This is a genomic window from Bacillus sp. NPDC094077 (assembly GCF_050279465.1).
Classification (GTDB): domain Bacteria; phylum Bacillota; class Bacilli; order Bacillales; family Bacillaceae_G; genus Bacillus_A.
Window position 1 is genome coordinate 23,527 of sequence record NZ_JBNNUF010000022.1, and the last position, 24,957, is coordinate 48,483.

The 24,957-nt window shown below is 35.5% G+C and carries 27 protein-coding genes and 1 rRNA gene; 1 reads left to right on the forward strand and 27 read right to left on the reverse strand.

The features are described from left to right. Positions 1-220: 220 nt before the first annotated feature. The 17 genes from spoVT to metG form a co-directional block, all read right to left on the reverse strand. A complete protein-coding gene (gene spoVT, locus ACQKNR_RS26890; RefSeq protein ID WP_427322170.1) occupies positions 221-757 on the reverse strand; it encodes a stage V sporulation protein T in 537 nt (178 codons plus the stop codon). A 136-nt stretch (positions 758-893) separates the two neighbouring features. Beyond that, a complete protein-coding gene (mfd, locus tag ACQKNR_RS26895; protein ID WP_427322172.1) occupies positions 894-4,424 on the reverse strand; it encodes a transcription-repair coupling factor in 3,531 nt (1,176 codons plus the stop codon). A 105-nt stretch (positions 4,425-4,529) separates the two neighbouring features. Then, positions 4,530-4,754 (reverse strand): anti-sigma-F factor Fin, encoded by a 225-nt coding sequence (locus tag ACQKNR_RS26900; RefSeq protein WP_098545448.1) that lies wholly within the window; start codon positions 4,752-4,754, stop codon positions 4,530-4,532. 70 nt (positions 4,755-4,824) lie between these two features. After that, on the reverse strand, positions 4,825-5,385 hold the full coding sequence (gene pth, locus ACQKNR_RS26905; protein WP_427322174.1) for an aminoacyl-tRNA hydrolase: 561 nt from the start codon (positions 5,383-5,385) through the stop codon (positions 4,825-4,827). A 72-nt stretch (positions 5,386-5,457) separates the two neighbouring features. After that, entirely contained in the window at positions 5,458-6,411 is a 954-nt protein-coding gene (locus ACQKNR_RS26910) for a ribose-phosphate diphosphokinase (RefSeq protein ID WP_000107419.1), read from the reverse strand. A gap of 18 nt (positions 6,412-6,429) precedes the next feature. Further along, positions 6,430-7,809, reverse strand: a complete 1,380-nt coding sequence (gene glmU / locus ACQKNR_RS26915; RefSeq protein WP_427322176.1) for a bifunctional UDP-N-acetylglucosamine diphosphorylase/glucosamine-1-phosphate N-acetyltransferase GlmU — start codon at positions 7,807-7,809, stop codon at positions 6,430-6,432. 321 nt (positions 7,810-8,130) lie between these two features. After that, on the reverse strand, positions 8,131-8,424 hold the full coding sequence (spoVG, locus tag ACQKNR_RS26920) for a septation regulator SpoVG (protein ID WP_000454042.1): 294 nt from the start codon (positions 8,422-8,424) through the stop codon (positions 8,131-8,133). Positions 8,425-8,576: 152 nt separating this feature from the next. After that, positions 8,577-8,951: a RidA family protein gene (locus tag ACQKNR_RS26925; protein WP_427322178.1), complete on the reverse strand. Its 375-nt coding sequence runs from the start codon at positions 8,949-8,951 to the stop codon at positions 8,577-8,579. A 124-nt stretch (positions 8,952-9,075) separates the two neighbouring features. Continuing rightward, positions 9,076-9,924 carry a pur operon repressor gene (purR, locus tag ACQKNR_RS26930; RefSeq protein ID WP_427322180.1) on the reverse strand — a complete coding sequence of 283 codons (849 nt, stop codon included), beginning with the start codon at positions 9,922-9,924 and terminating at the stop codon, positions 9,076-9,078. Between the two features lie 54 nt (positions 9,925-9,978). Beyond that, a complete protein-coding gene (gene ispE / locus ACQKNR_RS26935) occupies positions 9,979-10,848 on the reverse strand; it encodes a 4-(cytidine 5'-diphospho)-2-C-methyl-D-erythritol kinase (protein WP_427322182.1) in 870 nt (289 codons plus the stop codon). Positions 10,849-11,044: 196 nt separating this feature from the next. Next, on the reverse strand, positions 11,045-11,224 hold the full coding sequence (gene sspF / locus ACQKNR_RS26940; protein WP_001985066.1) for an acid-soluble spore protein SspF: 180 nt from the start codon (positions 11,222-11,224) through the stop codon (positions 11,045-11,047). 91 nt (positions 11,225-11,315) lie between these two features. After that, a complete protein-coding gene (gene veg, locus ACQKNR_RS26945; RefSeq protein ID WP_000044345.1) occupies positions 11,316-11,576 on the reverse strand; it encodes a biofilm formation stimulator Veg in 261 nt (86 codons plus the stop codon). Between the two features lie 237 nt (positions 11,577-11,813). Beyond that, positions 11,814-12,677: a sporulation peptidase YabG gene (gene yabG, locus ACQKNR_RS26950; protein ID WP_001173739.1), complete on the reverse strand. Its 864-nt coding sequence runs from the start codon at positions 12,675-12,677 to the stop codon at positions 11,814-11,816. A 110-nt stretch (positions 12,678-12,787) separates the two neighbouring features. Further along, positions 12,788-13,666 carry a 16S rRNA (adenine(1518)-N(6)/adenine(1519)-N(6))-dimethyltransferase RsmA gene (rsmA, locus tag ACQKNR_RS26955; protein ID WP_427322185.1) on the reverse strand — a complete coding sequence of 293 codons (879 nt, stop codon included), beginning with the start codon at positions 13,664-13,666 and terminating at the stop codon, positions 12,788-12,790. Beyond that, positions 13,663-14,220 carry a ribonuclease M5 gene (gene rnmV / locus ACQKNR_RS26960; RefSeq protein WP_193414608.1) on the reverse strand — a complete coding sequence of 186 codons (558 nt, stop codon included), beginning with the start codon at positions 14,218-14,220 and terminating at the stop codon, positions 13,663-13,665. The genes rsmA and rnmV overlap by 4 nt, the downstream gene beginning before the upstream one ends. A gap of 216 nt (positions 14,221-14,436) precedes the next feature. Next, positions 14,437-15,204 (reverse strand): TatD family hydrolase, encoded by a 768-nt coding sequence (locus ACQKNR_RS26965; protein WP_427322187.1) that lies wholly within the window; start codon positions 15,202-15,204, stop codon positions 14,437-14,439. Between the two features lie 168 nt (positions 15,205-15,372). Continuing rightward, positions 15,373-17,355 (reverse strand): methionine--tRNA ligase, encoded by a 1,983-nt coding sequence (gene metG, locus ACQKNR_RS26970; RefSeq protein WP_427322189.1) that lies wholly within the window; start codon positions 17,353-17,355, stop codon positions 15,373-15,375. A gap of 507 nt (positions 17,356-17,862) precedes the next feature. On the opposite strand from metG, the gene ACQKNR_RS26975 reads away from it, so the two are divergent. After that, positions 17,863-18,147 carry an AbrB/MazE/SpoVT family DNA-binding domain-containing protein gene (locus ACQKNR_RS26975; RefSeq protein WP_000843036.1) on the forward strand — a complete coding sequence of 95 codons (285 nt, stop codon included), beginning with the start codon at positions 17,863-17,865 and terminating at the stop codon, positions 18,145-18,147. Between the two features lie 20 nt (positions 18,148-18,167). Here ACQKNR_RS26975 and rsmI read toward each other — a convergent pair whose 3' ends face one another. The 10 genes from rsmI to rrf form a co-directional block, all read right to left on the reverse strand. Beyond that, positions 18,168-19,043 carry a 16S rRNA (cytidine(1402)-2'-O)-methyltransferase gene (gene rsmI, locus ACQKNR_RS26980; protein ID WP_427322191.1) on the reverse strand — a complete coding sequence of 292 codons (876 nt, stop codon included), beginning with the start codon at positions 19,041-19,043 and terminating at the stop codon, positions 18,168-18,170. Next, entirely contained in the window at positions 19,012-19,302 is a 291-nt protein-coding gene (locus ACQKNR_RS26985) for a GIY-YIG nuclease family protein (RefSeq protein WP_427322193.1), read from the reverse strand. Before ACQKNR_RS26985 ends, rsmI begins: the two co-directional genes overlap by 32 nt. Further along, positions 19,289-20,029 (reverse strand): tRNA1(Val) (adenine(37)-N6)-methyltransferase, encoded by a 741-nt coding sequence (locus ACQKNR_RS26990; RefSeq protein WP_427322195.1) that lies wholly within the window; start codon positions 20,027-20,029, stop codon positions 19,289-19,291. The genes ACQKNR_RS26985 and ACQKNR_RS26990 overlap by 14 nt, the downstream gene beginning before the upstream one ends. A gap of 120 nt (positions 20,030-20,149) precedes the next feature. Further along, the gene (gene yabA, locus ACQKNR_RS26995) at positions 20,150-20,500 is read right to left on the reverse strand and encodes a DNA replication initiation control protein YabA (RefSeq protein WP_427322197.1); all 351 of its coding nucleotides are present in this window, start codon (positions 20,498-20,500) and stop codon (positions 20,150-20,152) included. Positions 20,501-20,514: 14 nt separating this feature from the next. Then, entirely contained in the window at positions 20,515-21,342 is an 828-nt protein-coding gene (locus tag ACQKNR_RS27000) for a PSP1 domain-containing protein (protein WP_193414601.1), read from the reverse strand. A gap of 5 nt (positions 21,343-21,347) precedes the next feature. Then, positions 21,348-22,331, reverse strand: a complete 984-nt coding sequence (gene holB, locus ACQKNR_RS27005) for a DNA polymerase III subunit delta' (RefSeq protein ID WP_193414600.1) — start codon at positions 22,329-22,331, stop codon at positions 21,348-21,350. A 35-nt stretch (positions 22,332-22,366) separates the two neighbouring features. After that, positions 22,367-22,993: a dTMP kinase gene (gene tmk, locus ACQKNR_RS27010; protein WP_427322200.1), complete on the reverse strand. Its 627-nt coding sequence runs from the start codon at positions 22,991-22,993 to the stop codon at positions 22,367-22,369. A gap of 1 nt (position 22,994) precedes the next feature. Then, positions 22,995-24,416: an aminotransferase class I/II-fold pyridoxal phosphate-dependent enzyme gene (locus ACQKNR_RS27015; RefSeq protein ID WP_427322202.1), complete on the reverse strand. Its 1,422-nt coding sequence runs from the start codon at positions 24,414-24,416 to the stop codon at positions 22,995-22,997. Positions 24,417-24,494: 78 nt separating this feature from the next. Continuing rightward, positions 24,495-24,674: a sigma factor G inhibitor Gin gene (locus ACQKNR_RS27020; RefSeq protein WP_427322204.1), complete on the reverse strand. Its 180-nt coding sequence runs from the start codon at positions 24,672-24,674 to the stop codon at positions 24,495-24,497. A 190-nt stretch (positions 24,675-24,864) separates the two neighbouring features. Then, positions 24,865-24,957, reverse strand: a 5S ribosomal RNA gene (gene rrf / locus ACQKNR_RS27025); the annotation flags it as partial.

Consider the following 24,957-nt stretch of genomic DNA (forward strand, 5'->3'; position numbering starts at 1 on the left):
CTCCTTTTTCTATTCTCACCTCTCGTATTATATCATAAAGAAAAAACAAGCTCCCTTACACCCACGAGTAATAAAGAGTTCTTGCAACACCAAACATGTTCAACGAAAAAAGGTAGCAAATCGCTACCTTCATTCGATATACCTATATCTCCAAATAATTGATTTCTCAAAAAGAAATATCATAATTAGGAAAGATTGCAACTTCTAAAATTATATATCTTTACTGCTCCATTTGCTTCGCCAAGAAACTGGCAGCAGTATTGACCGCCTTATGCTCTATTTCACTTATAATAGCTTCTTTTGAAAAAATAATGACAGCTCCAATTGGATCCCCATTTGCAACAATCGGTCCAACTGTATAAGAATGAACCTTTTCTGTTACACCGTCAATAATGGAAATATCACTCTCGTCTGTCATAATAACAGACTTTCGCTCTTCCATCGTTTTTTCAATTAAATCCCCAACACTTTTATTTAAATATTCCTTTTTAGATACACCCGCTACCGCGATAATAGAATCTCGATCACACACGAGCACATTATGTCCTAAGCTATCATATAAAGCATCAGCATATTCTTTTGCAAAGTCACCCAATTCACTAATTGGTGAATATTTCTTCAAAATCACTTCTCCATCGCGATCAACAAAGATTTCCAATGGATCTCCTTCTCGAATACGTAAAGTTCTACGAATTTCCTTCGGGATTACCACCCTACCTAAATCATCAATTCGACGTACGATTCCAGTTGCTTTCATTCTAATGCTGCCTCACTTTCTACTGATGATCAAAGTGGTGAATTTACCTGTTCATGTAAAAATCACCAACTGTTAAACATAGTATTTTACACATTAGTTCTTCTATGCACGCCGAATTGCATTTTTTTATCTTAAATTAGGCATTTATCACTTCTTTTTTTACATCTGGTAGACCTTTTAATAAATTTTCAGCAATTGTTAACCATTTCGATGTCTCTAATCCATTCGTTTTCATAACAATTTTCAATTGTGATCCTTCCATCCCAAGACCAATCATACGACCAAAACTATTCCCAAGCATGAATAATTTTCCACCATCGATATTTTGGCTCGCTTGTTCAGAGAACAGGAATGTTACTTCAAATTTATTTTGCTTAATTAACTCAATCTGTTCTTTCATTGCCAACACTTTAATATTCGCGATTTGTAATAAATAACCAACCTCTTGTGGATAATCACCGAATCGATCGATCATTTCTTCCTGCAACTCTTCAATATCCTCAATTGCAGAAACACCTCTAAATTGTTTGTACATCATAATTTTTTGTTTACTATCTGAAATATAAGCATCCGGTAAATACGCATCTACTTCTAAATCAATTTCCACATTAACTGTACGTTCAACGCCGTCGGTTCCTCTACGTTGTTCAATTGCATCTTTTAACATTTGAGAATATAGATCAAATCCGACAGAATCAATAAATCCATGCTGTTCCGCTCCTAACAAGTTACCCGCACCACGAATTGATAAGTCTCTCATGGCAATTTTGAAACCAGATCCAAGCTCTGTGAACTCTTTAATTGCTTGTAGACGTTTCTCTGCAACTTCTGACAACACTTTATCACGTTTGTATGCAAAGTATGCATATGCAACCCGATTTGAACGTCCAACGCGCCCACGAAGCTGATACAACTGCGATAATCCCATACGATCTGCATCAAATACAATTAATGTATTTACGTTCGGAATATCTACACCTGTTTCGATAATTGTTGTACTTACCAAAACGTCATGTTGCCCCTCTAAAAACGATAGCATAACAGACTCTAATTCACTTTCATTCATTTTCCCATGTGCATATGTTACACGAGCATCCGGAACTAACATTGAAATTTCGTCCGCTTTTCTTTCAATATCCTCAACACGGTTATATAAGAAATAAACTTGCCCACCTCTTGCAAGTTCTCGCTCTATCGCTTCTCGAATTAATGCTGGATTATATTCCACCACATACGTTTGTACTGGGAAACGATTTTCTGGTGGTGTCTCAATAACAGATAAATCACGCACACCGAGCATAGACATATGAAGTGTACGCGGAATCGGAGTTGCCGTTAACGTTAACACATCAACATTTGCTTTCAATTGTTTAATCTTCTCTTTATGCGTAACACCAAATCTTTGTTCCTCATCAATAATAAGAAGCCCTAAATCTTTATAAGTAACATCTTTAGATAAAATACGATGTGTTCCAATCACAATATCTACCGTACCATCTTTTAAACCCTTAATCGTTTCGTTTTGCTGTTTTCTCGTACGGAATCTACTTAATAACCCTATATTAATTGGATAATCTTGAAAACGCTCTCGAATTGTTTCATAGTGTTGTTGCGCAAGGATTGTTGTCGGCACTAAAATTGCAACTTGTTTTTCATCCATAATCGCTTTAAACGCCGCACGAATCGCTACTTCTGTCTTTCCATATCCTACATCACCACAAAGAAGCCTATCCATCGGACGTCCGCGCTCCATATCTTTCTTAATCTCTTCAATAGAACGTAACTGATCCTCTGTCTCTTGATATGGGAAAGATGATTCGAATTCTTGTTGTTCTGCCGTATCAGGTGTATATGCATAGCCTTTTGAAGCTTCACGCTCGGCATATAATTTAATTAGGTCATCTGCAATGTCTTGTACAGATTTTTCAACTTTCGTTTTGACCTTTTTCCAATCGTTTCCGCCTAATTTATAAACTTTTGGATCCTTACCTTCCGAGCCTACATATTTTTGTACTTGATCAATTTGTTCAATCGGAACATATAACTTATCATTACCTTGATATTTAATATTTAAATAATCTTTATGAACACCATTAATCTCTAACGTCTCAATACCTAAAAATTTACCTATACCATGATTTACATGAACTACATAATCTCCAACCTTTAATTCCGAGTAGCTCTTAATACGCTCAGCGTTAGACAGCTTTTGCTTACGCTGTGATTTTTTAACCTTTTTATGAAAAAGCTCTTTCTCAGTAATAACAACAAGCTTTTGCATCGGCATTTCAAATCCCGCATGTAAATCACCCACAGCAATTTGCAATCTTCCAGGCAATAAAATATCTGTGGACTCTACAATATCCGCATCGATATCATAATCACTCAAAATATGTTGTAATTTTTTCACACGCTCATCATCTGTCCCAAGTACAACAGTCGTAAAATGGCCTTCATTCCATCTATCAATTTCTGTTTTTAACAAGTTCATCTGTCCATGGAAATCTTGCATTGTTTTACATGTTACATTCACAATATTTTGCGGATGTGTGTGTGCAATATGGCGTAAGAATAGCGTCAAGTATACAAAACTTCTTTTCTTATGATGAAGAAACTCCTCGAATGAGTGAGAAAAAGATAAATCCTGAATAATTGTTCCTTCGCCAAGAAGTGATATATACCATTCCGCTTCTTCTGTTTCAAGATGTGATGCCGTTTCTTGAATACGAGAAATTTCATCTAAAATTACAACACCATCTTCTGGTAAATAATCTATCAGACTAGCAGGTTCTTTATAGAAAATAGATAAATATTTAAACATTTGTTCGATACTTTGCCCATTTTTCAACATTTCAATTTCATGGCTAACAGTCTCAAGTACCGCTGTCTTTAATTTATCATCGGAAAGCTTCTGCATCGTATTAGTTAAACCTTCTTCAAGACGCTTAATTCCCGATTTCAATTCTTCCTGTGAAAATAAAAATTCTGTTGCTGGTCCAAACCTAACACTTTCTCGTTTATCTTGAGAGCGCTGTTCTTCCACATCGAATAGTCGAATAGAATCAACTTCTGTATCAAATAATTCAATACGGAATGGTAATTCTTCAGTTAATGGGTAAATATCCAATATTCCCCCACGCAAACTGAACTCCCCTGGAGCTTCTACCATCGACTTACGTTCATAGCCAATTTGATGTAATGTGTGCAAGAGCGCCTCTAAATCAATCTCTTGCCCTAGATTAATTTCAATTTGCTTTTGCTTCCATAATTCTTTTATTGGTAAAAATCTACGTAATCCTGCGACTGGTGCTACAATAATGCCATTCTCCCCTGCCGCTAAACGATTTAACACCTCAATACGTTGTGCTTTTAATTCTGGACTTGCAACACCTATTTCTGATGCAATCAATTCGTTTACTGGATATAGCCATACATCTTTTTCACCAAGTAATGCCACTAAATCTTCATGTACTTTTTGTGCTTGATATAGATTATGCGTTACAATAAGTTGCGACTTCTTTGTTTTTTTATATAAAGCTGCCATTAATAATGAACGAGAAGATGTTGCCATACCTGATATAAGTTGTTCCTTTAACCCATCTTCTAATCCATTAATAACCGATTGTATCTCTTCATTTTTATAAAATTGCTCTAATAAACCTATCATTTTCAAAACTCCTCTCAACATAAAGAGCAAGCCACTATATTTTATGCAAATATTTTGGAAAAAGAAAACAGAAAAATGCTTTGGACATGCCAAAGCGACAACATTTTATTGCAAAAATTTTTCATATTCATAATACTCAGGATAAGATGCGAGCGTTTCTTGACACGATTCACAAATCGTTTTTATATATATATTTCCATTCTCATGAAAATGAATCATCTCTACTACTTCTTGCTCTGTTAGTTGAAATAAAACGTCGCTATATACTTTTTCTGCGGTAATGGAGCCTACATTGCTCTCGCAATGTCTGCAATAATAATACCCTTCCATACTAGCCTCCTAAACATCCAATTACTACTAGTATGGGTAAAAATAAAATAAAATATTCCCAATCATACTCTTAACTATTGAAAGTATTCATGATTTGGAGAAAAGACTTAGTTAACCATTCTTCACATGCATCCGCTGCTTTTTCAATAGAATGATTGACATCAGGAATTTCTTCAGATGTAAAACGTCCTAATACGTAATCGACTACCTTCATCCCGTTTTTCGGGCGGTCAATTCCCATACGGATACGTTGAAATTCTTGTGTTCCTAGATGTGAAATCGTTGATTTTACGCCATTATGTCCACCAGCACTACCCTTCATACGAAGACGTAATTTACCTACAGGGATGTCTAAATCATCGTACATAACAACAAAGTCCTCAACATCAATTTTATAATAATCCATGAGTGGACGAATACTTTCCCCAGATAAATTCATATATGTAAGTGGCTTTAACAAGATTACTTTTTCTCCATTAACAAAGCCTGCCCCAAATACCCCTTTAAATTTTTGTTCATTCAAAGAAATGTTCCAACGTTTTGCAAGTTCATCAATCGCCATAAATCCAATATTATGCCTTGTTAATTCATATTCTCTACCTGGGTTCCCAAGTCCTACTATCAATTTCATTCTTGTACCACTACTTTCTTTTTTCGATACGAAAAGACGTAACCAAGCTTGGTTACGTCTCATTCTATCCAATTAATTGAATAATACACTTACAGATTCTTCTTCGTATACACGAATGATTGCTTCTCCGATTAATGGAGCCACTGAAAGTTCATGAATTTTGTCGATTTTCTTCTCTTCAGGTAATACGATAGAGTTCGTTACAACTAACTCTTTAATATTTGAATTTTGAATACGCTCAATTGCTGGACCAGATAATACTGGATGTGTACAGCAAGCATATACTTCAGAAGCGCCATTCTCAACAAGAGCGTTTGCTGCTAATGTAATTGTACCAGCTGTATCAATGATGTCATCAATTAAAATTGCTGTTTTACCTTCGATATTACCGATAATGTTCATAACCTCTGATACGTTCGGGCGAGGACGACGCTTATCAATAATAGCGATTGGTGCTTTTAGGCGATCTGCCATTTTTCGAGCACGAGTTACACCACCGTGGTCAGGAGACACGATTACGATGTCTTTAAGACCTTTTGTTTCAAAGTAATCTGAAAGAATCGGTACACCCATTAAATGGTCGATTGGGATATCAAAGAATCCTTGAATTTGTGGAGCATGTAAATCTAGAGTGATTACACGAGTTGCACCTGCTGTTTCAAGCAAGTTTGCTACAAGTTTCGATGTAATTGGTTCACGAGAACGCGCTTTACGGTCTTGACGCGCATAACCATAGTAAGGAATAACAATATTAATTGTTTTCGCAGATGCACGCTTTAATGCATCGATCATAATAAGTAATTCCATGATATGTTCGTTTACTGGGAAGCTTGTAGATTGAATAATGAATACATCGCAACCACGGATACTTTCTTCAATGTTAATTTGAACTTCTCCATCACTAAAACGATCAACAGAACATTTTCCTAGTCCTACTCCAATATGCTTTGCAATTTGCTCAGCAAGTTCCTTATTAGAGTTTAAAGAGAATACTTTCAAATTAGAATTTAGATATTGAGTCGACATCTAGATTAACCCTCCACATTATGATTTTTTCTTATTCAGCAATTGATCAACATAGTCTTCTTTGTTAATTTGACGTGCACGTGCTACTGATAATGCTTTTGATGGAACATTCTCTGTAATTGTAGAGCCTGCTGCCACATAAGCACCATCTTCAACTGTTACAGGAGCAACGAGATTTGAATTACATCCAATAAATACCCCGTTACCAATCACAGTTTTGAATTTATTCTTGCCATCATAGTTCACCGTAATTGAACCACAACCAAGATTCACGTCTTCTCCAACTTGTGCATCCCCGATATAACTTAAGTGTGAAGCTTTACTTCTATTACCAAAGACAGTTTTTTTGATTTCCACGAAGTTTCCAACGCGTACTTCATCTCCAATAACTGAATCTGGGCGAATATGTGCAAATGGGCCAACCGATACTTCTGTGCCAAGTTTACTATCATGTACAGTAGATTGACGAATTGTCGTACGATCTCCAATTTCACTATCGCGAATTACTGTATGTGGTCCAATTTCACAATCAGAACCAATTACAGTGTTACCCTCAATAACTGTTCCTGGATGAAGAACTGTATCACTACCGATAATTGCATCAGCAGAAATATACGTGTTACTTGGATCAATAATTGTAACACCGTTTACCATGTTCTTTCGGTTGATACGTTTTTTCATAATAACTTCCGCTTGCGATAGAGCGACTCTGTCGTTAACACCTAACGTTTCATCGAAGTGCTCTGTTTGATAAGCTGATACGATATGACCTTCATTTTTTAAAATCTCAATAACATCTGGAAGGTAATATTCACCTTGTACGTTATCATTTGAAACTTTAGAAAGTGAAGCGAATAAAGCTTTATTATCAAAACAATACGTACCTGTATTGATTTCTTTAATAGCTAGTTCTTTTTCATTTGCATCCTTATGCTCAACAATCTTTTCAACATGACCATTCTCATTACGAACGATACGGCCATATCCAGCAGGTTCTTCTATGTACGCTGTTAGCACCGTTGCCATTGCTCCTGCTTCTTTATGTTGCTGAAGCAATGCTTCCATCGTTTCAGCAGTTATTAGAGGCGTATCACCACAAATAACTAAAGTTGTTCCTTCTTCATTTGCAAGTACACCTGCAGCTTGATCTACAGCATGTGCTGTACCAAGTTGTTCTGCTTGTAATGCAAACTCACTTACGTTTCCTAGCTGTTCTTGTACCATTTCAGCACCATGTCCCACGACTGTTACAAGTTTCTGCAATCCTAATTGAGATACTTGATCGACCACATGTTGTACCATAGGTTTTCCGCATACAGGATGAAGCACTTTGTATAGCTTAGACTTCATACGTGTGCCTTTACCTGCAGCTAGAATCACTGCAAATCTGTTTGACATATAGACCCTCCATCGCAACCTATTTATCCATTAACGATATTATCCTAAATCATCATATATTTCAAGAAACACATTATAACTATTAAATTTTACCATAATTCTTATAAGATGTTTTACTCTTTAGTATCTTTTTTAAGAAATAAGCTATACTATTTAAAATGATTTTGAAAAAATTAGTAGTTTCTTCTTTTTATTCTAATGAATTATGAATTTTTCAAATACAAATTATATAAGTCAAAAAAAACAAACTCCTGTAAATGCTTACAGGAGTTTGCTACAAAATTATAAGGCTTTCTTTCAAAAGCCCTTTTCATTCGAATTTTACGAAGCACCCGCTTCTTCAAACTCAACCTCTTCTAACTCGCCTAAACGGTGATACTCTGTTAAAACCGCATCTTGAATTTTAGAGCGTGTATTAGAATTAATTGGATGTGCAATGTCACGGAATTCTCCATCTGGAGTACGTTTACTTGGCATTGCTACAAATAATCCATTATTACCATCAATTACACGAATATCATGAACAACAAATTCATGGTCTAGGGTAATAGAGGCAATTGCTCTCATGCGGCCTTCTGTGTTTACGCGGCGTAATCTTACGTCAGTCACTTCCATCTTGTGTTCACCACCCTTTTCTAAATAAGCGATATATTTGTATAAATTCCACAAATTTTCTATTTTCCCTTTAATTTTTTAAAAATTTTTAAGATAAAAATTTTTATTGTAGTTGAATATAAAGATTAGTGGAGGTTATCGCTTACAAAGAATTACTTAACTAGGGCAATTACTTCAATTTCAACTGATACATCTTTCGGTAATTTTGCTACTTGGACACAAGAACGAGCTGGTTTATGAGTAGAAAAATACGAGCCATACACTTCATTAACAGCATTAAAATCATCCATATTCTTTAAGAATACTGTTGTTTTTACTACTGTATCAAATGAAGCGCCCGCTTCTTCCAATACCGCTTGTAAATTTTGAAATACTTGCTCTGTTTGAACTGTTACATCTCCCGCTACAAGCTCTCCACTTGCTGTTAATGGAATTTGTCCTGAACTGTAAAACATATTATTTACAATAATCCCTTGCGAATATGGTCCAATTGCTTGTGGTGCCTTGCTTGTTTGAACAACTTTCATACTTTTCACCCTTTTATTATTTATTTTTACTCTTTTAAAATAGTGCACGGAAAACAGTTTGTCCATCTATTTTAGTATTTATAAATAGAATAAAAAAAGATAAAGCTATCTGCTTTACCTTTTTTTATTCAGCTTCTACAAGCCCTTCATCAAATGGCGCAAGTGAATAATTTCCCTTTTCCACCTGAATCGCTTTTTCTTTCACATCAACTTCTGAAAGACGAATTAATGATACAAAATTATTAATAAGTCGTTCTTCAATATCTGTGGATTCTACTAATACACCAATACCAACAACATTAGCCTTAAACTCTTCTAGCATGCTCATCATACCTTGAATTGTTCCGCCAGCTTTCATAAAGTCATCAATAATTAAAACGTTCGATCCCTCTGGAAGGCTACGCTTCGCTAACGTCATTGTTTGGATTCTTTTCGAAGAACCTGATACATAGTTAATACTAACAGTCGGGCCTTCTGTTACTTTATTATCTTTCCTCGCAATTACTACCGGTACATCTAAGTAATTCGCCACTGCATAAGCAAGCGGAATACCCTTCGTCGCCACAGTCATAACTGCATCGATTGGTTGCCTAGCAAAAACAGAAGCAAACAAACGACCTGCGCCATTAATATGGCGAGGATTACTTAAAAGATCTGTCATGTATAAGTAACCGCCAGGCAAAATACGATCTGGATTTTCAAATAAGCTACAAAGCTCATCAATAATTAGATCCGCCTCTTCTTCACTTATATATGGTATATATTTCACTCCTCCTGCTGCTCCTGGTATCGTTTGCAATGTGCCGACCCCTTGTTGTTCAAACGTTTGCTTAATAATAACTAAATCTTCACTAATGGAAGATTTAGCTGATTGATACCTTTCAGCAAAAAAAGTGAGAGAAACTAGCTGACGAGGGTTTTGTAACAAGTAATAAGTCATATCGACTAATCTTGTACTTCGTCTAATTTTCATACTCTCACCTCAAATCACGAATATTCTAAACAAATCATAACGTATTATACGTCTTTATTCAAGCGTTTCTCGCTCTCCTAATAAACGTACCGCATATACTTGTTCACAAAATCCCTTTAATCCGTTGTAAATGCGATGCATTCGCGAATCATGGTGTACAAGGCCAAATACAGTTGGACCACTCCCACTCATTAATACAGCATCTGCTCCAAATCGCTTCATCTGTGCTTTAATACGAGCAACTTCAGGATGCATCTTAAATGTTACATCTTCTAAGACGTTACCAACAGTATCACAAATCCCTTTGTAATCCCCAGCATTTATGACATCAATCATTTTATCCACATTTGGATGTGTAACTCTATTTAATTTTAAATTTCCATACACATCAGCAGTAGATACACCAATATGTGGCTTTGCTAAAATAACCCAACAGGAAGGTGGAGTTTTTATATGCTCAATTTGCTCTCCTCTTCCAGTAGCAAGTGCTGTCCCACCATATACACAAAAAGATACATCTGATCCAATTTCTGAGCCAAGCTCCGCTAATTCGTCAATTGTAAGCCCTAAATTCCATAATTTATTAAGGCCACGTAATGTCGCCGCTGCATCACTACTTCCACCTGCTAATCCAGCTGCTACTGGAATTGTTTTTTCAATAGTAATAGATACACCTTTTTTTACATTAAACTTCTCTTTTAATAATTTCGCCGCTTGATAAGCTAAATTTCGTTGGTCGTCTGGGACATACCGATTATGGGATAAAATTTCAATACGGTCTTCTGCTAGTTCCGTTAGTTCTAAACGATCCGCTAAATCAATTGTTGTCATAATCATTTTCACTTCATGATATCCGTCTTGTCTTTTTCCCAGTACATCTAACGACAGATTAATCTTTGCTGGTGCTTTCACTAGTAGCTTCAATCTATTCACCCACTCTATGTACTCAATCTTTTATCGTTTATTTTACCATAAATTTATAGTAAGACGATGACACTTCCCTAATTATAACGAAAAGCATTCAGAATGAAACTACTTATGTAAAATGATGGCACCTTTCAGAGTACAAAAAGCCGAGGAATCTCTCCTCGGCTACCGTAGCATAGAAAGTATCTTACAACTACTGGTTTTGTTTCATTAATTGCTGTTCTGCAATTTCTATAGCACGTTTCACCATGTTACCAGCATCTTTCGCACGAATTCCGCCCCATCCTTCTTTCTGAACAACATCATAAAAGCCCAGCTCTTTTGCTAGCTCTTCTTTAAACTGATTTGACATGACACCTCTTCGTCTACTCAATGCAGAGTCCCTCCTTATTTTGCTACGGTATAGTTAGTATGCAAAATAATATAGCTTTTCATTTGTGGGAATATATGTAACGATACATGAATTATAAGATGACTTCATTATGTGGTTCATCATAAAAGGTTAACTCTACCGTCTCTGTTAAAACATCTGCATAACTATAAGATACACGTTGCAATGCATCTTCTTGTTGGTCTAACTGTACAACAAAAACAGAACGATACGTTTCTGCAAGTACACCTGATTGCTCCACTGTTTTTCTTCTTCCGCTATTCGCCTTTAACATAAGTCGCTGTCCAAGATGGTGATCTAATTCGCTTTTAATTTCATCTAAACGTTTTGACATATACCTTGCTACACCTCGCTGTAATTTAGATTGAACACTTAAAACACGATATATCTATCCCAATTATTAACCGCAATTCACAGACAATATCATTATAAAAGCATCATGCGTTCGAATAGATAGGAGAAATACTATATTGTAAAAGTATCATTATGTAGTCTGTACGTTCTTGTCCCTTTTTATCCAAATTCATTTAAATCCCTCCACACAAAAAAGCAAGATACATATGTATCCTGCCTACTCTTCATAATGCTGAAAGGGTAATCCAGTTCGTAAAATTCCTCTCGTTTCAATCCCACCTAATCCCTTTTCACCAGTAATCGTATTACGTACAACATCCCATACATTGACTCTCTCCATAAATGAGGTAAAACTAATTTTGCCAACCACATATACAGGATCTAATGCGTGGATATTAATTCTAGACGGTGAACTAGCAAAATTAGCACCTGCTCGAATTAGTGCCTCAAAGTGCGATTGACATGCCCCAGCAAAAATAACGAGTTGATCCAATGATGGATATTTTTTCCGCACTTCTCGAACAGCCTGTACAAAATGCCTTGAATGCCTATATGCCGCTAAATCTCCCTTTACCCCTTTTGATTTTGTATAAGCATCATGTCCTGTAATAACTAGAATATCCGGGCGAAAATGATCTATTAAATCTACTACCTTTTCGTGCATCTCTGTTTCCTTACAATGAATACCTTGTACAGGAACACCAATCTTATTATATAAATCTAAGCATTTGCGTAAATATAAAGGATCTCCATCTATATGCAATACACGCCCTGGCATTTGAAAATAATTCACTTCACTTGTATACCCACCTGTTGAAGTGTGTTCATGCCTTTGTTTCATCAATACATAATCTTGTTGAAATAAACGGTACGTACGCTCCATTGTTTCTTTTTCACGCTTCACTCTTTTTTTATGTTCTCGTTGATCTATGCTAATTAAGTCTTCAAGGGGCGCATCCGCCACCAATCTAATTTCCTCCCCAAACAATATCGCTATCTCGCCTTTTATTTCTATAATACGAAAAAGAATATCCCTATTATGAGAATATCGTTCCACTAATTCTCCAACATGTAAAGCCATTCTCCTACCTCCAAACTCATTAGGCCATCTTACCTGTTTTTAAAGTATGAATTTAGGAGAGGAAAGGTGACAAAAGGGACAGCTCAAGTTGAACTGTCCCTTTCATATTCTTATGACAATTTATGAATAACTAATGCATTACTTAGTGTTGCAAACTCTTCGATAGATAGCGTTTCGCCTCTTCGCTTTGGATCAATTCCTACTTCTGTTAAAATTCGATCCAACAGCTCTTTATCTTTCGGGAAACCATTTAAATTATTTGATAAATTGTTCATTAAAGTTTTACGACGCTGTGCGAAACTTGCTCGTACTACTTCAAAGAAGAAAGTCTCATCTGTCACTTCTACAACTGGTTTCGGACGCTTTAAAAGACGGATAATCGCAGAATCAACATTTGGTTGTGGTACAAACACTGTACGCGGTACAGTCATAACTGTTTCTACCTCTGTATAATACTGAATGGCAATTGATAAAGAACCATACTCTTTCGTCCCAGGTTTAGCACCTAAACGATCTCCAACTTCTTTTTGCATCATAACAACAAATCCACGAACAGGTAGTTTTTCTTCAAGCAATTTAAATAAAATTGGTGTTGTAATATAGTATGGTAAGTTAGCTACTACCATTACATCTTGTCCTTCTTCAAATTGCTCATTAAACACTTCATGTACATCTGCCTTTAGTACGTCTTTATTAATAACTGTAACGTTACCATATGGTGCTAACGTCTCATCTAAAATTGGTAATAGTCTTTGATCAATTTCAAAAGCCACTACTTTTTTAGCACGCTTCGCTAATTGCTCTGTTAATGCACCGATACCTGGTCCAATTTCAATTGCACCACTTTCTGAACCAATTTCTGCATGATCGACAATACGATTTAATACATTTGTATCAATTAAAAAGTTTTGTCCTAAACTTTTTTTGAATGAAAATCCATACTTTTCAACAATGTCTTTTGTACGATTTGGCGTTGCGATATCTTTCATTTCTTTTCCTCCTGTATTACTTGTTTATACGCTTCTGCAAACGTCTCTTTTGAAACTTGAAACACCTGTAAACGTTTATGTAACTGTTTTGCATTTGTATAACCAATCTTTAATAGCTTACCCATTCTCTCTCTGCGACTCTTTGCCATTTCTCCGCCCACTAAGCCTGCATCGACTAGATCACTCCAACTAATTTCACTTGTGTAAGCTTCCATTTCTTCATGTATATTCTCTAAAGCACGGCGAATCGATTCATTAGAAGCATGTTCGATTCCAACACCTTTTTTCCTTTTAGCAAGTGCCTCTTCCTTCGGTAAAAAAGCATGCTTACATCCTGGAACTTTATCAGAAATAATTTTTCGAATACGCTCTCCAGGATAATCTGGATCTGTGAAAATAATAACGCCTCGCTTTTGCTGCGCTAATTTAACTTGTTCAATAACATGATCACCGATTGCTGAACCGTTCGTTTCAATTGTATCCGCATCAACAGCACGCTTAATCGCAACTGTATCATCTTTACCTTCTACAACGATAATCTCTTTAATTTTCATGCTTGCCTCCACACTCATTTCGTCTCTACTTAGTAAAACAAAAAAATGACGACTTTTCCATTATTATTTTCCCCATTCTTACATTTTAAAAAATAGAATGGGGAAAACTTTGTTCTCTCTCCTTATTGTAACACTTCTTCATTCGCCCTTATTTTTTCTATCACTTCTACTATTTTTTCTCAAAAAATAAAAAAGAATGGGCTCCCCCATTCCTTTTTATTCAACACCAAATAAAGCTTTTGCATTTTTTGTTGTTATTTCTGCTACTTTCTCATAAGAAATTCCTTTTAAATTCGCAATTTCTTCTGCTACGAGTTTTACATAACTCGGTTCATTTCGTTTCCCTCGAAATGGATGTGGTGTTAAATAGGGACAATCTGTCTCAATTAACAATTTCTCTAATGGAATCTCCACAGCAACTTCTTTCGGTTTCTTAGCATTTTTAAATGTAACCGGTCCACCTAATGAAATTAAAAAGTTCATATCAACACATCGCTGTGCTACTTCGACACTACCACTAAAGCAATGCATAATTCCTCCTACTTCAGCCGCATTCTCCTCCTCTAGAATATCAACGATATCTTGAGTGGCATCACGATTATGTATAATAATTGGTAAATTCACCTTTTTAGCTAATGCAATTTGCTTACGGAATACTTCCTTTTGTATTTCTTTTGGAGACTTATCCCAATGATAATCTAGTCCCATTTCTCCAATTGCAACTACTTTAGGATGGGAAGCTAATTCTTCTATCCAAGCTAAATGTTCTTCTTTCATATCGATCGCATCAACAGGGTGCCATCCAACTGCAGCGTAAATAAAATCATAGGATTCAGCTAATTCAATCGCTTTTTTTATGGTTATTTCATCAAATCCAACAACAACTGTATATGTAACTCTCGCTTCTTTCATTCTTGCAATAACCTCTTGCAAATCTTCTTCAAACTGCTCTGCATTTAAATGTGAATGTGTATCAAACAACATAATAAATAACTCCTTTTATATTGAAATCAATTCTATCATAGGGAAAAACTATACTCTTTCTAACTCAACGATAACAATACTACAATTCTAATGCAAAAAAAGGAAATTTAAAAAGAAAAAAGACGCTTCACACATGTTACACGTGAAACATCTCTTTTCTTGTCTCAATTACTTGATTTTTGTACCATTCGGAAGATTTTGGTCAATTGTTGCTAATGACAATACGCCATTCTCTTCACCTGCTAAAATCATACCTTGCGATAATTCACCGCGTAATTTTACAGGCTTTAAGTTTGTTACACAAATAACCTTTTTACCTTTTAGGTCTTCCGGCGAGTAGAATTTTGCAATTCCTGAAACAACCTGACGCTTTTCTGTACCTAAATCAAGCTGAATTTTTAACAACTTATCTGCTTTCTTTACAGGTTCAGCTTCAATTACTTCAGCTACCCGTAATTCTACTTTGAAGAAATCATCAATTGTAATTTCTTCTGCTTTCGGTTCTTCTTCTTTTTTCTCCTCAACTTTAGGAGCAGAACCTTTCATTTGTTCTTTAATGTACTCTACCTCTACTTCCATTTCTAAACGTGGGAAAATCGGTTGTCCTTTTTCTACTTTTGTTCCAGCTGGAATACATCCAATTGCAGATAGACTTTCCCAAGATTTATGTGCTTCTTCAGTAAGACCAAGTTGAGCAAACATTTTACTTGGTGCAACTGTTAAGAACGGCATAAGCATAATACCCGTTTGACGAAGCATCTCTGCCAAATGAGCCATTACAGATGCAAGTTTTTCACGATCATTCTCATCTTTAGCTAACACCCAAGGTTGCGTTTCATCAATATATTTATTTGTACGGCTAACCAATTGCCAAATAGAACTTAACGCCACAGAGAATTCCATATTTTCCATGGCTTCTTCTACTTTTTGCAATGTATCTTTTGCAAACGTTACTAATGTTTCATCGAACTCAGTTACATTTGCTTTAAATGCAGGGATCTCTCCGTTAAAGTATTTATCAATCATAGCTACTGTACGATTTAATAAGTTACCTAAGTCATTTGCTAAATCGAAGTTGATACGCTCAACAAATCCTTCTGGTGTAAATACTCCGTCAGATCCAAATGGAACTTCGCGAAGCAAGTAATAACGTAATGCATCTAATCCGTAACGATCAATTAATGTAACTGGATCTACTACGTTTCCTTTTGACTTACTCATTTTCCCATCCTTCATTAAAATCCAGCCATGAGCAAAGACTTTTTTGGGAAGAGGTAAATCTAATGCCATTAAAATTATTGGCCAATAAATCGTATGGAAACGAACAATCTCTTTTCCAACTAAATGCACATCTGCTGGCCAGAATTTCTTATACTTCTCTTCGTTTGCTGTTCCATAGCCTAATGCCGTAATATAGTTAGATAATGCATCAACCCATACGTAAATAACGTGTTTTGGGTTACCTGGAACACGAACTCCCCAGTCAAATGAAGTACGAGAAACCGCTAAATCTTCTAATCCTGGTTTAATGAAGTTATTAATCATTTCATTTTTACGAGACTCGGGTTGAATGAAATGTGGATTATCTTCATAGAACTTTAATAGTCTGTCGACATATTTACCCATTCTAAAGAAATATGATTCTTCACGAACAAGTTCTACATTATGACCACTATCTGGGCTTTTTCCTCCAACTACTTTGTCACCTTCCATAATTGGATCTACCAATTGGTGCTCTGTATAGAATGTCTCATCTTGTACAGAATACCAACCTTCATATTCATCAAGATAAATATCCCCTTGATCTACTAATTGCTTGAAGATTTTTTCGACAACATCTTTGTGACGATCTTCAGTTGTACGAATAAAATCATCATAAGAAATATCCATTTTCCCCCAAAGCTCTTTAATTCCTGCAACAATGTTATCCACATACGCTTGCGGTGTAACATTCAATTCTTCTGCTTTCTTTTGGATCTTCTGGCCATGCTCATCAGTTCCTGTTAAATAATGAACATCATATCCTTGCATACGCTTATATCGTGCCATCGCATCTCCTGCTACTGTCGTATAAGCATGTCCAATGTGTAATTTTCCACTTGGATAATAAATTGGGGTAGTAATATAAAAGGACTTATTTTCCTCTGTCATTGTTTGGACCTCCCGAATAACCTCATATGTATTTATAAACAGTATATCAAAAACTCATATATAAAGTGAAACTTTAATCCGTGAGGGTTTTGTTCATCCCCCACGGATTATTAGCCCACACCAATCGGGCTTTTACGAGCAGCCCAATCCCCACTGCTCTATCCAAATTTTGAAGTGGGAAACTTACTGCTCGCAAATAGTGTAATAAAAACGAGTTAATGCTCGATATCTTTACCATCTATTGCTCATATTTCAAAAAAATATACAACCCTTACTTATAATGCGTGTAATTTTCCGAAAATAAAGTTAAATAATTGTAAAAATTACTCACATTCTATTATATAAGAAGTAAGAAATCTATAAATCTTTTTCAAAAATATAGAATTTAAGAATTGACGGAAATGTAAATGATTGGTATCATAGGTCCATAGGGTATTTTGTCGAAAAATGACGAATCTAAAAATAGACTCGAAACTTATAAACTATTTATTTAGGAGGAAAAGAATTATGAAATCTACTGGTATCGTTCGTAAAGTTGATGAATTAGGTCGTGTAGTAATTCCAATCGAATTACGCCGTACTTTAGGTATTGCAGAAAAGGACGCTCTTGAAATCTATGTTGATGATGAAAAGATCATCTTAAAAAAATATAAACCAAACATGACTTGCCAAGTAACTGGTGAAGTATCTGATGGTAACCTTTCTTTAGCTGAAGGTAAAATCATCTTAAGCAAAGAAGGCGCTGAGCAAATCTTAAACGAGCTTCAAGATTATATCGAAACAGCAAAATAAGCTTCTCAATTATGAGAAGCTTATTTTTTATCGACATGATAGATTTGATATACATCCCTTTTCGACAAATCTCGATCTTTAGCGACTGTTTTAATCGCTTCTTTTGAATTCATACCTTTTTCATTTATATAATGTTCAATATGATTATATACTGAAAGAGATTCCCACCATTGTTCTTCTGGAGCAGCTTCTTCTGTTGAACCAGCTACTAAAATACAAAACTCACCACGGACTTCATTTTGTTTTGTCCACTCAATTGCTTCTTCGATTGTTCCTCGAATAAATTCCTCAAATTTTTTCGTTAACTCTCGGCATAATACAATCTCTCTATTTCCTAACACTTCCTGCATCGAGATTAAAGTATCATCTAAACGATGAGGTGCTTCATAAAACATCATTGTAGTTTGTACATAACGAAGCTTCTCTAATTCCATTTTTCTTTCCTTTTTATTTCTTTGCAAAAATCCATAGAAATAAAACTGCTTTGTTTCAAGACCAGATGCAATTAATGCCGTAAGGGCTGCATTTGCCCCAGGAAGCGGAATTACATGATATTGCTCAGCTACTGCCTCGACAACAATATCGTAGCCTGGATCGGAAATACACGGCATACCAGCATCACTAACAAGTGCTACATTCTTTCCATCTTCTAACTTCTCTAATATTTTCTTTCCACTTACTTCTTTATTATGCTCATGGTAACTCATGACAGGTGTTTCAATTTCAAAATAATTACAAAGCTTTTTCGTTTGTCTCGTATCCTCCGCAGCAATTAAATCGGCTTCTTTTAAAATTCGGATTGCACGAAATGTCATATCTTCTAGATTTCCAATAGGAGTGGGTACTAAATATAAAACTCCCTTTTCATTTTGTTGAAAGCTTTTCTGTTGCCACATAGCGTTCTCCTTTTTGCATATATGCTTCTTTTTGTTTTCTCGTTAATTGCTTAAAATAATACTCCGCTTGCATAGCTGTACGCTTATCTTCATGAGCCTCTACATATTTTAAAACGACAGGAAGTCTAGCACGTGTATACCTAGCCCCTTTTCCACTATTATGAGTTTGAATCCGTTTTTCTAGATGATTTGTATATCCAGCATAATAACTTCCATCAGAGCATTCCACCACATAAAAACAATGCTTATTCTTCTCCATATAAAATTGAACGAATCTCCTTTGTATATTCGTTATTTCCTTCATATACAAAAAGAGGTGGCAAGATTTTCAAATCTGCGTTTCCATCCTTAATTCCTTCAATTAACAATGTATTCGCTTCTTTACCAGCTTTAGGATAAACAAATCGTACACGCTTTGGTTCAATCTTATATTTACGCATTAATGTGACGATATCGAGTAACCGACCCGGACGATGTACAAATGCTACTTTCCCGCCTTGTTTTACTAGCTGACTACTCGCAGATACAACATCTTCTAACGTACACATAATTTCATGACGAGCTATCGCTAAATGTTCATTCATATTTTTCTCAGAGGTTTGAGGCGTTTGAAAATAAGGAGGATTACATGTGACAACATCATATTGATGGCGCCCAAGTTTCTCCGGCATATCTTTCAAATTTCCATGTATGAGGTGAATTCTTTCTTCTAATTTATTGTATTGAACACTTCTTATTCCCATATCATATAAGCGTTCTTGAATTTCCACACCAGTAATATTCCCTTTTGTTCTTGTACTTAATAGAAGGGGAACAACCGCGTTACCTGTACACAAATCAAGTAAATTACCTTTTTGAATTGGCACCCACGCAAAATCTGCCAGTAAAACGGCATCTAAAGAAAAATTAAACACCGATGGACTTTGTATAATTTTCATATCTTGTGCTAATAAGTAATCTAAACGTTCATCTTCATATAAATTCATATATTACTCCTTTTCTTACCCTTAACCTACCCTATTTCATCCTCTGCTAATATAAAAACCATTTCATTCTATTCTCATGTATAAAAAATTACCTTTCCAATTATAATTGGAAAGGTAATTTCACTTTTTATTTAAAAATGACAGACAGAATAAACAATCTCCCTCTTTACGTACACTTCCATAATGTAGATTACAAATATGAAAACCTTCTTGATACAGCCTTGCTAAATTGTCATAACCCTCACCAATATCTGTCTTCGGCTTCACTTCTTTACGCTTTTGAGCTTTTTGTTTTTCTTTACTCTGCACTTCTTCAAAACGGTGTCGCAAATTTTCATTTTCCATTTTTATATGCTGGTTTTCTTCTAACAACTCTGCAAGGTGTTGTTTTAATTCTCCCAACTGTTTGTATAAATGTCCAATTTGCTCTTCCATACTAGAAACCGATGCAAAAATATCTTTTTTCTCCACAAGCACCCACCTCATTAATCTGTGGTTTGACTCGAAACGACCCCTTTATTCACTAACTCATCTAACGTATATTCTACTATCCGTTCCTTGTCTACTAGTTCCACTTGAATTAATCTTTCTAAAATATTTAATCCGATAACACGGCCAGTACCATGTGGCGTTTGTATACGTTGATCTAAATCGGGAAGTTGTTCCTTTGCTGCCTCATATTCATCATTCTCATATTTTAAGCAACACATTAAGCGACCACATAAACCAGAGATTTTTGCAGGATTTAATGATAAATTTTGATCCTTTGCCATTTTAATGGATACAGGTTCAAAATCTCCTAAAAAAGTAGAACAACAAAGCATACGACCACATGGACCAATACCACCAAGCATCTTTGCTTCATCACGAACACCAATTTGTCTTAGTTCAATTCTTGTCCTAAAAATTGACGCTAAGTCTTTTACTAGTTCACGAAAATCAATCCGTCCATCCGCAGTAAAGTAGAAAATAATCTTATTACGATCGAACGTATACTCTACATCTACAAGTTTCATATCAAGATTATGTTCTACTACCTTTTGTTGACAAACTTGATATGCTTCTTTCGCAGCATGTTTGTTCTCTTCAACAATGGTACGATCATTTTCATTTGCAATACGAATAACCTTTTTTAGCGGTAATACAACGTCGTTTTCATCAACTTGCTTTTTGGTAATAACTACTTTTCCATATTCAATACCTCTTACCGTTTCTACAATTACAAACTCATTTTCAGAGATATCGAACTGGTTCGGATCAAAGTAATATACCTTTCCGGCCTTCTTAAAGCGAACACCTACTACATCATACAAAACGGTCATCCCTCCTGCAACCGCAACACTAACTGTTCGAACACAAGCTGCGCATTTACATTAGCGTTGATTCTATTTTTTGCCTCTAATATATTAAAGAGAGCTGATACAATGCGCTTCTGAGCATAAGAGAAAGTTTCAAACATCTCTTTCTGCTCATGAAAAACAAGACGATCTTCTTCTCCAAGTTGAACATATAATAAATCCTTATAAATAAGGAGTAACATATCTAAACCTTGCTGTAATTGTTCTTTCTCTCCAAAGTGTTTTCCCCATTTTTCTTGTACAAAAAAAATAGAGGCTTTATCTTTTTCGAGCGCTTCACATAATTTTATCACTAAAGTTCGTGCTTGTGCAAACCATTCGTCATTACATAAAGCTAAAGCTTCATCAAAACTATTCGTGAGTTGAGCAGCAAGGGTCGATAAAGAAGTTGTAATACCTTCATCCTGTAATCTTCTAATTAAAGATTCCGTAGGTAACGGTCTAAATGTAACAACTTGACAGCGAGATAAAATTGTATTTAAAATTTGATGACTTTGTTCAGTAAGTAAAATAGCTGTTGTATCACTACTTGGTTCCTCTAAAAATTTCAAGAGCGTATTCGCTGCATTTGCTGTCATACGATCTGCGTGCTCAATAATATATACTTTTTTATTTGCCTCTAATCCTGTTTTTGAAAACTCTTCTTGTAAATCATGAATTTGCTGCTTCTTAATAGATAATCCGTCTGGTTTTACAATATGTAGGTTAGGGTGGTTACCTGAATCAATTCGCTTGCAATTTGTACATACATGACAAGGCTCTACTCCATTCCTTTGAGAACAGAGGAAACTCTTTGCCATTTGAATTGCTGTCGCAAGCTTTCCTGTCCCTTTCCCTCCCTCTAACAAATAAGCGTGGGATATACGCTCTTTTGCAATGCTATTCATCAACATTTTTACACCGATGGGTTGTATAGCAGAAAGCTGCTCCCACGTCTTCGTCATAATGCATACCTCACTTATTTCATTCTTTCCTTCTATTATAACAATTTCTCTTCTATAATCTGAACAACTTCTTCTATAAGTTTTTCCATCGGCTGATCAGCATTTACCAATACAATGCGATCCGAGAAACGTTCTACAACTTGTAAATACCCTTCACGCACGCGTTTATGGAAAGAAATATCTTCCATATCTAATCGATTCACTTCGCGCCCTGCATCTTTTTCAATTCGCGCTAAGCCAACCTCTGGTTCAATGTCTAAGTAAATTGTTAAACTAGGCATACAGTCTTCTGTTGCGAAACGATTTATTTCAAATACTTTATCCATACCCAATCCTCTTGCATAGCCTTGATACGCTAAAGAGCTATCTATAAAACGATCACATAACACAAGATAGTCTTCATTAAGCGCTGGCATAACTTTTTCCACTAAATGTTGTCTACGTGCAGCAGCATATAAAAGAGCCTCTGTACGTGCTTCCATCATCGTATATTCTTGTTTATGTAAAATTGTTCTAATATCCTCAGAAATTGCAATACCACCTGGTTCTCTCGTCGCCATTACCTTTTGTTCTTTTTGCTCAAAGTATGGTAATAATCTTTTAATTAACGTTGTTTTACCCGAACCTTCTGGCCCCTCAATTGTTACAAATAATCCCTTCATCCTAAAACCTACTTTCTATATCATACACTTTCATATATTTCGTGCTACCTTGAAAACGAGCTCCTGTTTTCTCTAAATACATAATTTGCTCTTTATGTTCTGAAGTAATTCTTTCCCCATACATAATCAATGGAATTCCAGGTGGATACGGGATTACCATTTCCGCCGCTATCATCCCAATCGCTTCTTCTATAGGTACTACTTTTGTTTCGTATCCTTCTAGTTGCTTATATGTATACGGTAAAGGAGAAAATTCCCCTTTATAAGTATAACGAATAGATTCACTCTTGTCTTTCACCTCATAATGTTGCAATGCTACTCGGATTATCTCTATAGCCTTCATGTACTCCTTATTTACTTGTAAAGGCAAAATCAATAGGACATTATATGGATCTGCCATTTCTGTATATATACCGACCTTTTCAAATAAAGACTGTAATTCATATCCCGATAACTGACAACGAGTTTGTACAGTAACCTTTAACTCATCTTGCAATGGATATTGTAAAATAGCTATTTGCGGAATAGAGCACAATCCTTTTTTAAATCTCCGTAAAAACTCGATAATTTCATCATGGCCTTTTTCTTTTATACTCGCTAGTGTAAAACGCGCTATATCAAGCGAAGCCATAATTGGATATGACGGACTACTAGATTGTAGCATACTCAAATAAGTTGAAACTTTTTCTTCGTCCACTAAATGACTATTTATATGTAAATAGGATCCCATTGTCATCGCCGGTAATGTTTTATGTGCAGAATGAACTACAATATCTGCACCATATACTAATGCCGACTTTGGAAATGGTTCCCCTAAACAAAAGTGTGCCCCATGGGCTTCGTCTACTAACACAGGGATTTTATGTGTATGTGCATAAGCAATACTTGCCTCTAAATCCATCCCCATACCATAATAATTAGGATGCGTTAAAATGAGTGCTTTAGCATTGGGATATCTTTCAATCGCTTCCTTAATCACTTCATCATGAATCCCCACTGGTACCTTATATACTTCATCAATCCATGGATCTAAAAAAATCGGATTTGCTCCCGCTAATTTTAAACCATTAATGATGGATTTATGGCAATTTCTTTGCACAAGAACAATGTCACGTTCCCCACAACAAGACAAAATCATTGCTAGATTTCCCACTGTTGAACCATTAATTAAAAAATAACTTTTTTTTGCGCCATATACATCCGCTAATAATTGTTGTGATTCATCTATACATTCAAACGGACTATGTAAATCGTCTAAACCTGTTAACTCAGTTACATCAATGGATAGTATATCTTTAAACTCTCCTATAGCTTCCTGAGGGAAATTCAAACCATTCTTATGACCTGGAACATGAAAGGATAGTGGCCCTCTTTCTTTAAACTCTATTAACGTTTCATATAAAGGCATACGATTTTGATTCATATATATCTCTTCCTTATTATTCATTCTTTATCTATTATACAGATATTAAGACAAAAAAAATAATAGGCATATGCCTATTTAAAAATATGATACTTCTAATTTTCGAAGTTGTTTTAAATAATGTATATACTTCGGATCATTTGTCTCCGTATTCACCATATCTTTTTCACATTCATAACATATCAAATTATTATTAACATATATACCTTCTTTTCCTTTTGTCTCACAAACAATACAAAGTTCACTTCGTAATTTCATACCCTTCCCTCCCCTTATTTAAATGGACATATTTTATACTTCTATTCCTTAACAATTTACAGAAAAATATACATCAATCTCTTATATAATATGATTTACTTTTGAGCAACGTGTTTGTATTACCTTTACTTCTTTCACATACTGTTAACAATACAAAAAAACACGAGTCAAATGACTCGTGTTTTACGTTGCTTGGCGACGTCCTACTCTCACAGGGACAAGGTCCCAACTACCATCGGCGCTAGAGAGCTTAACTTCCGTGTTCGGTATGGGAACGGGTGTG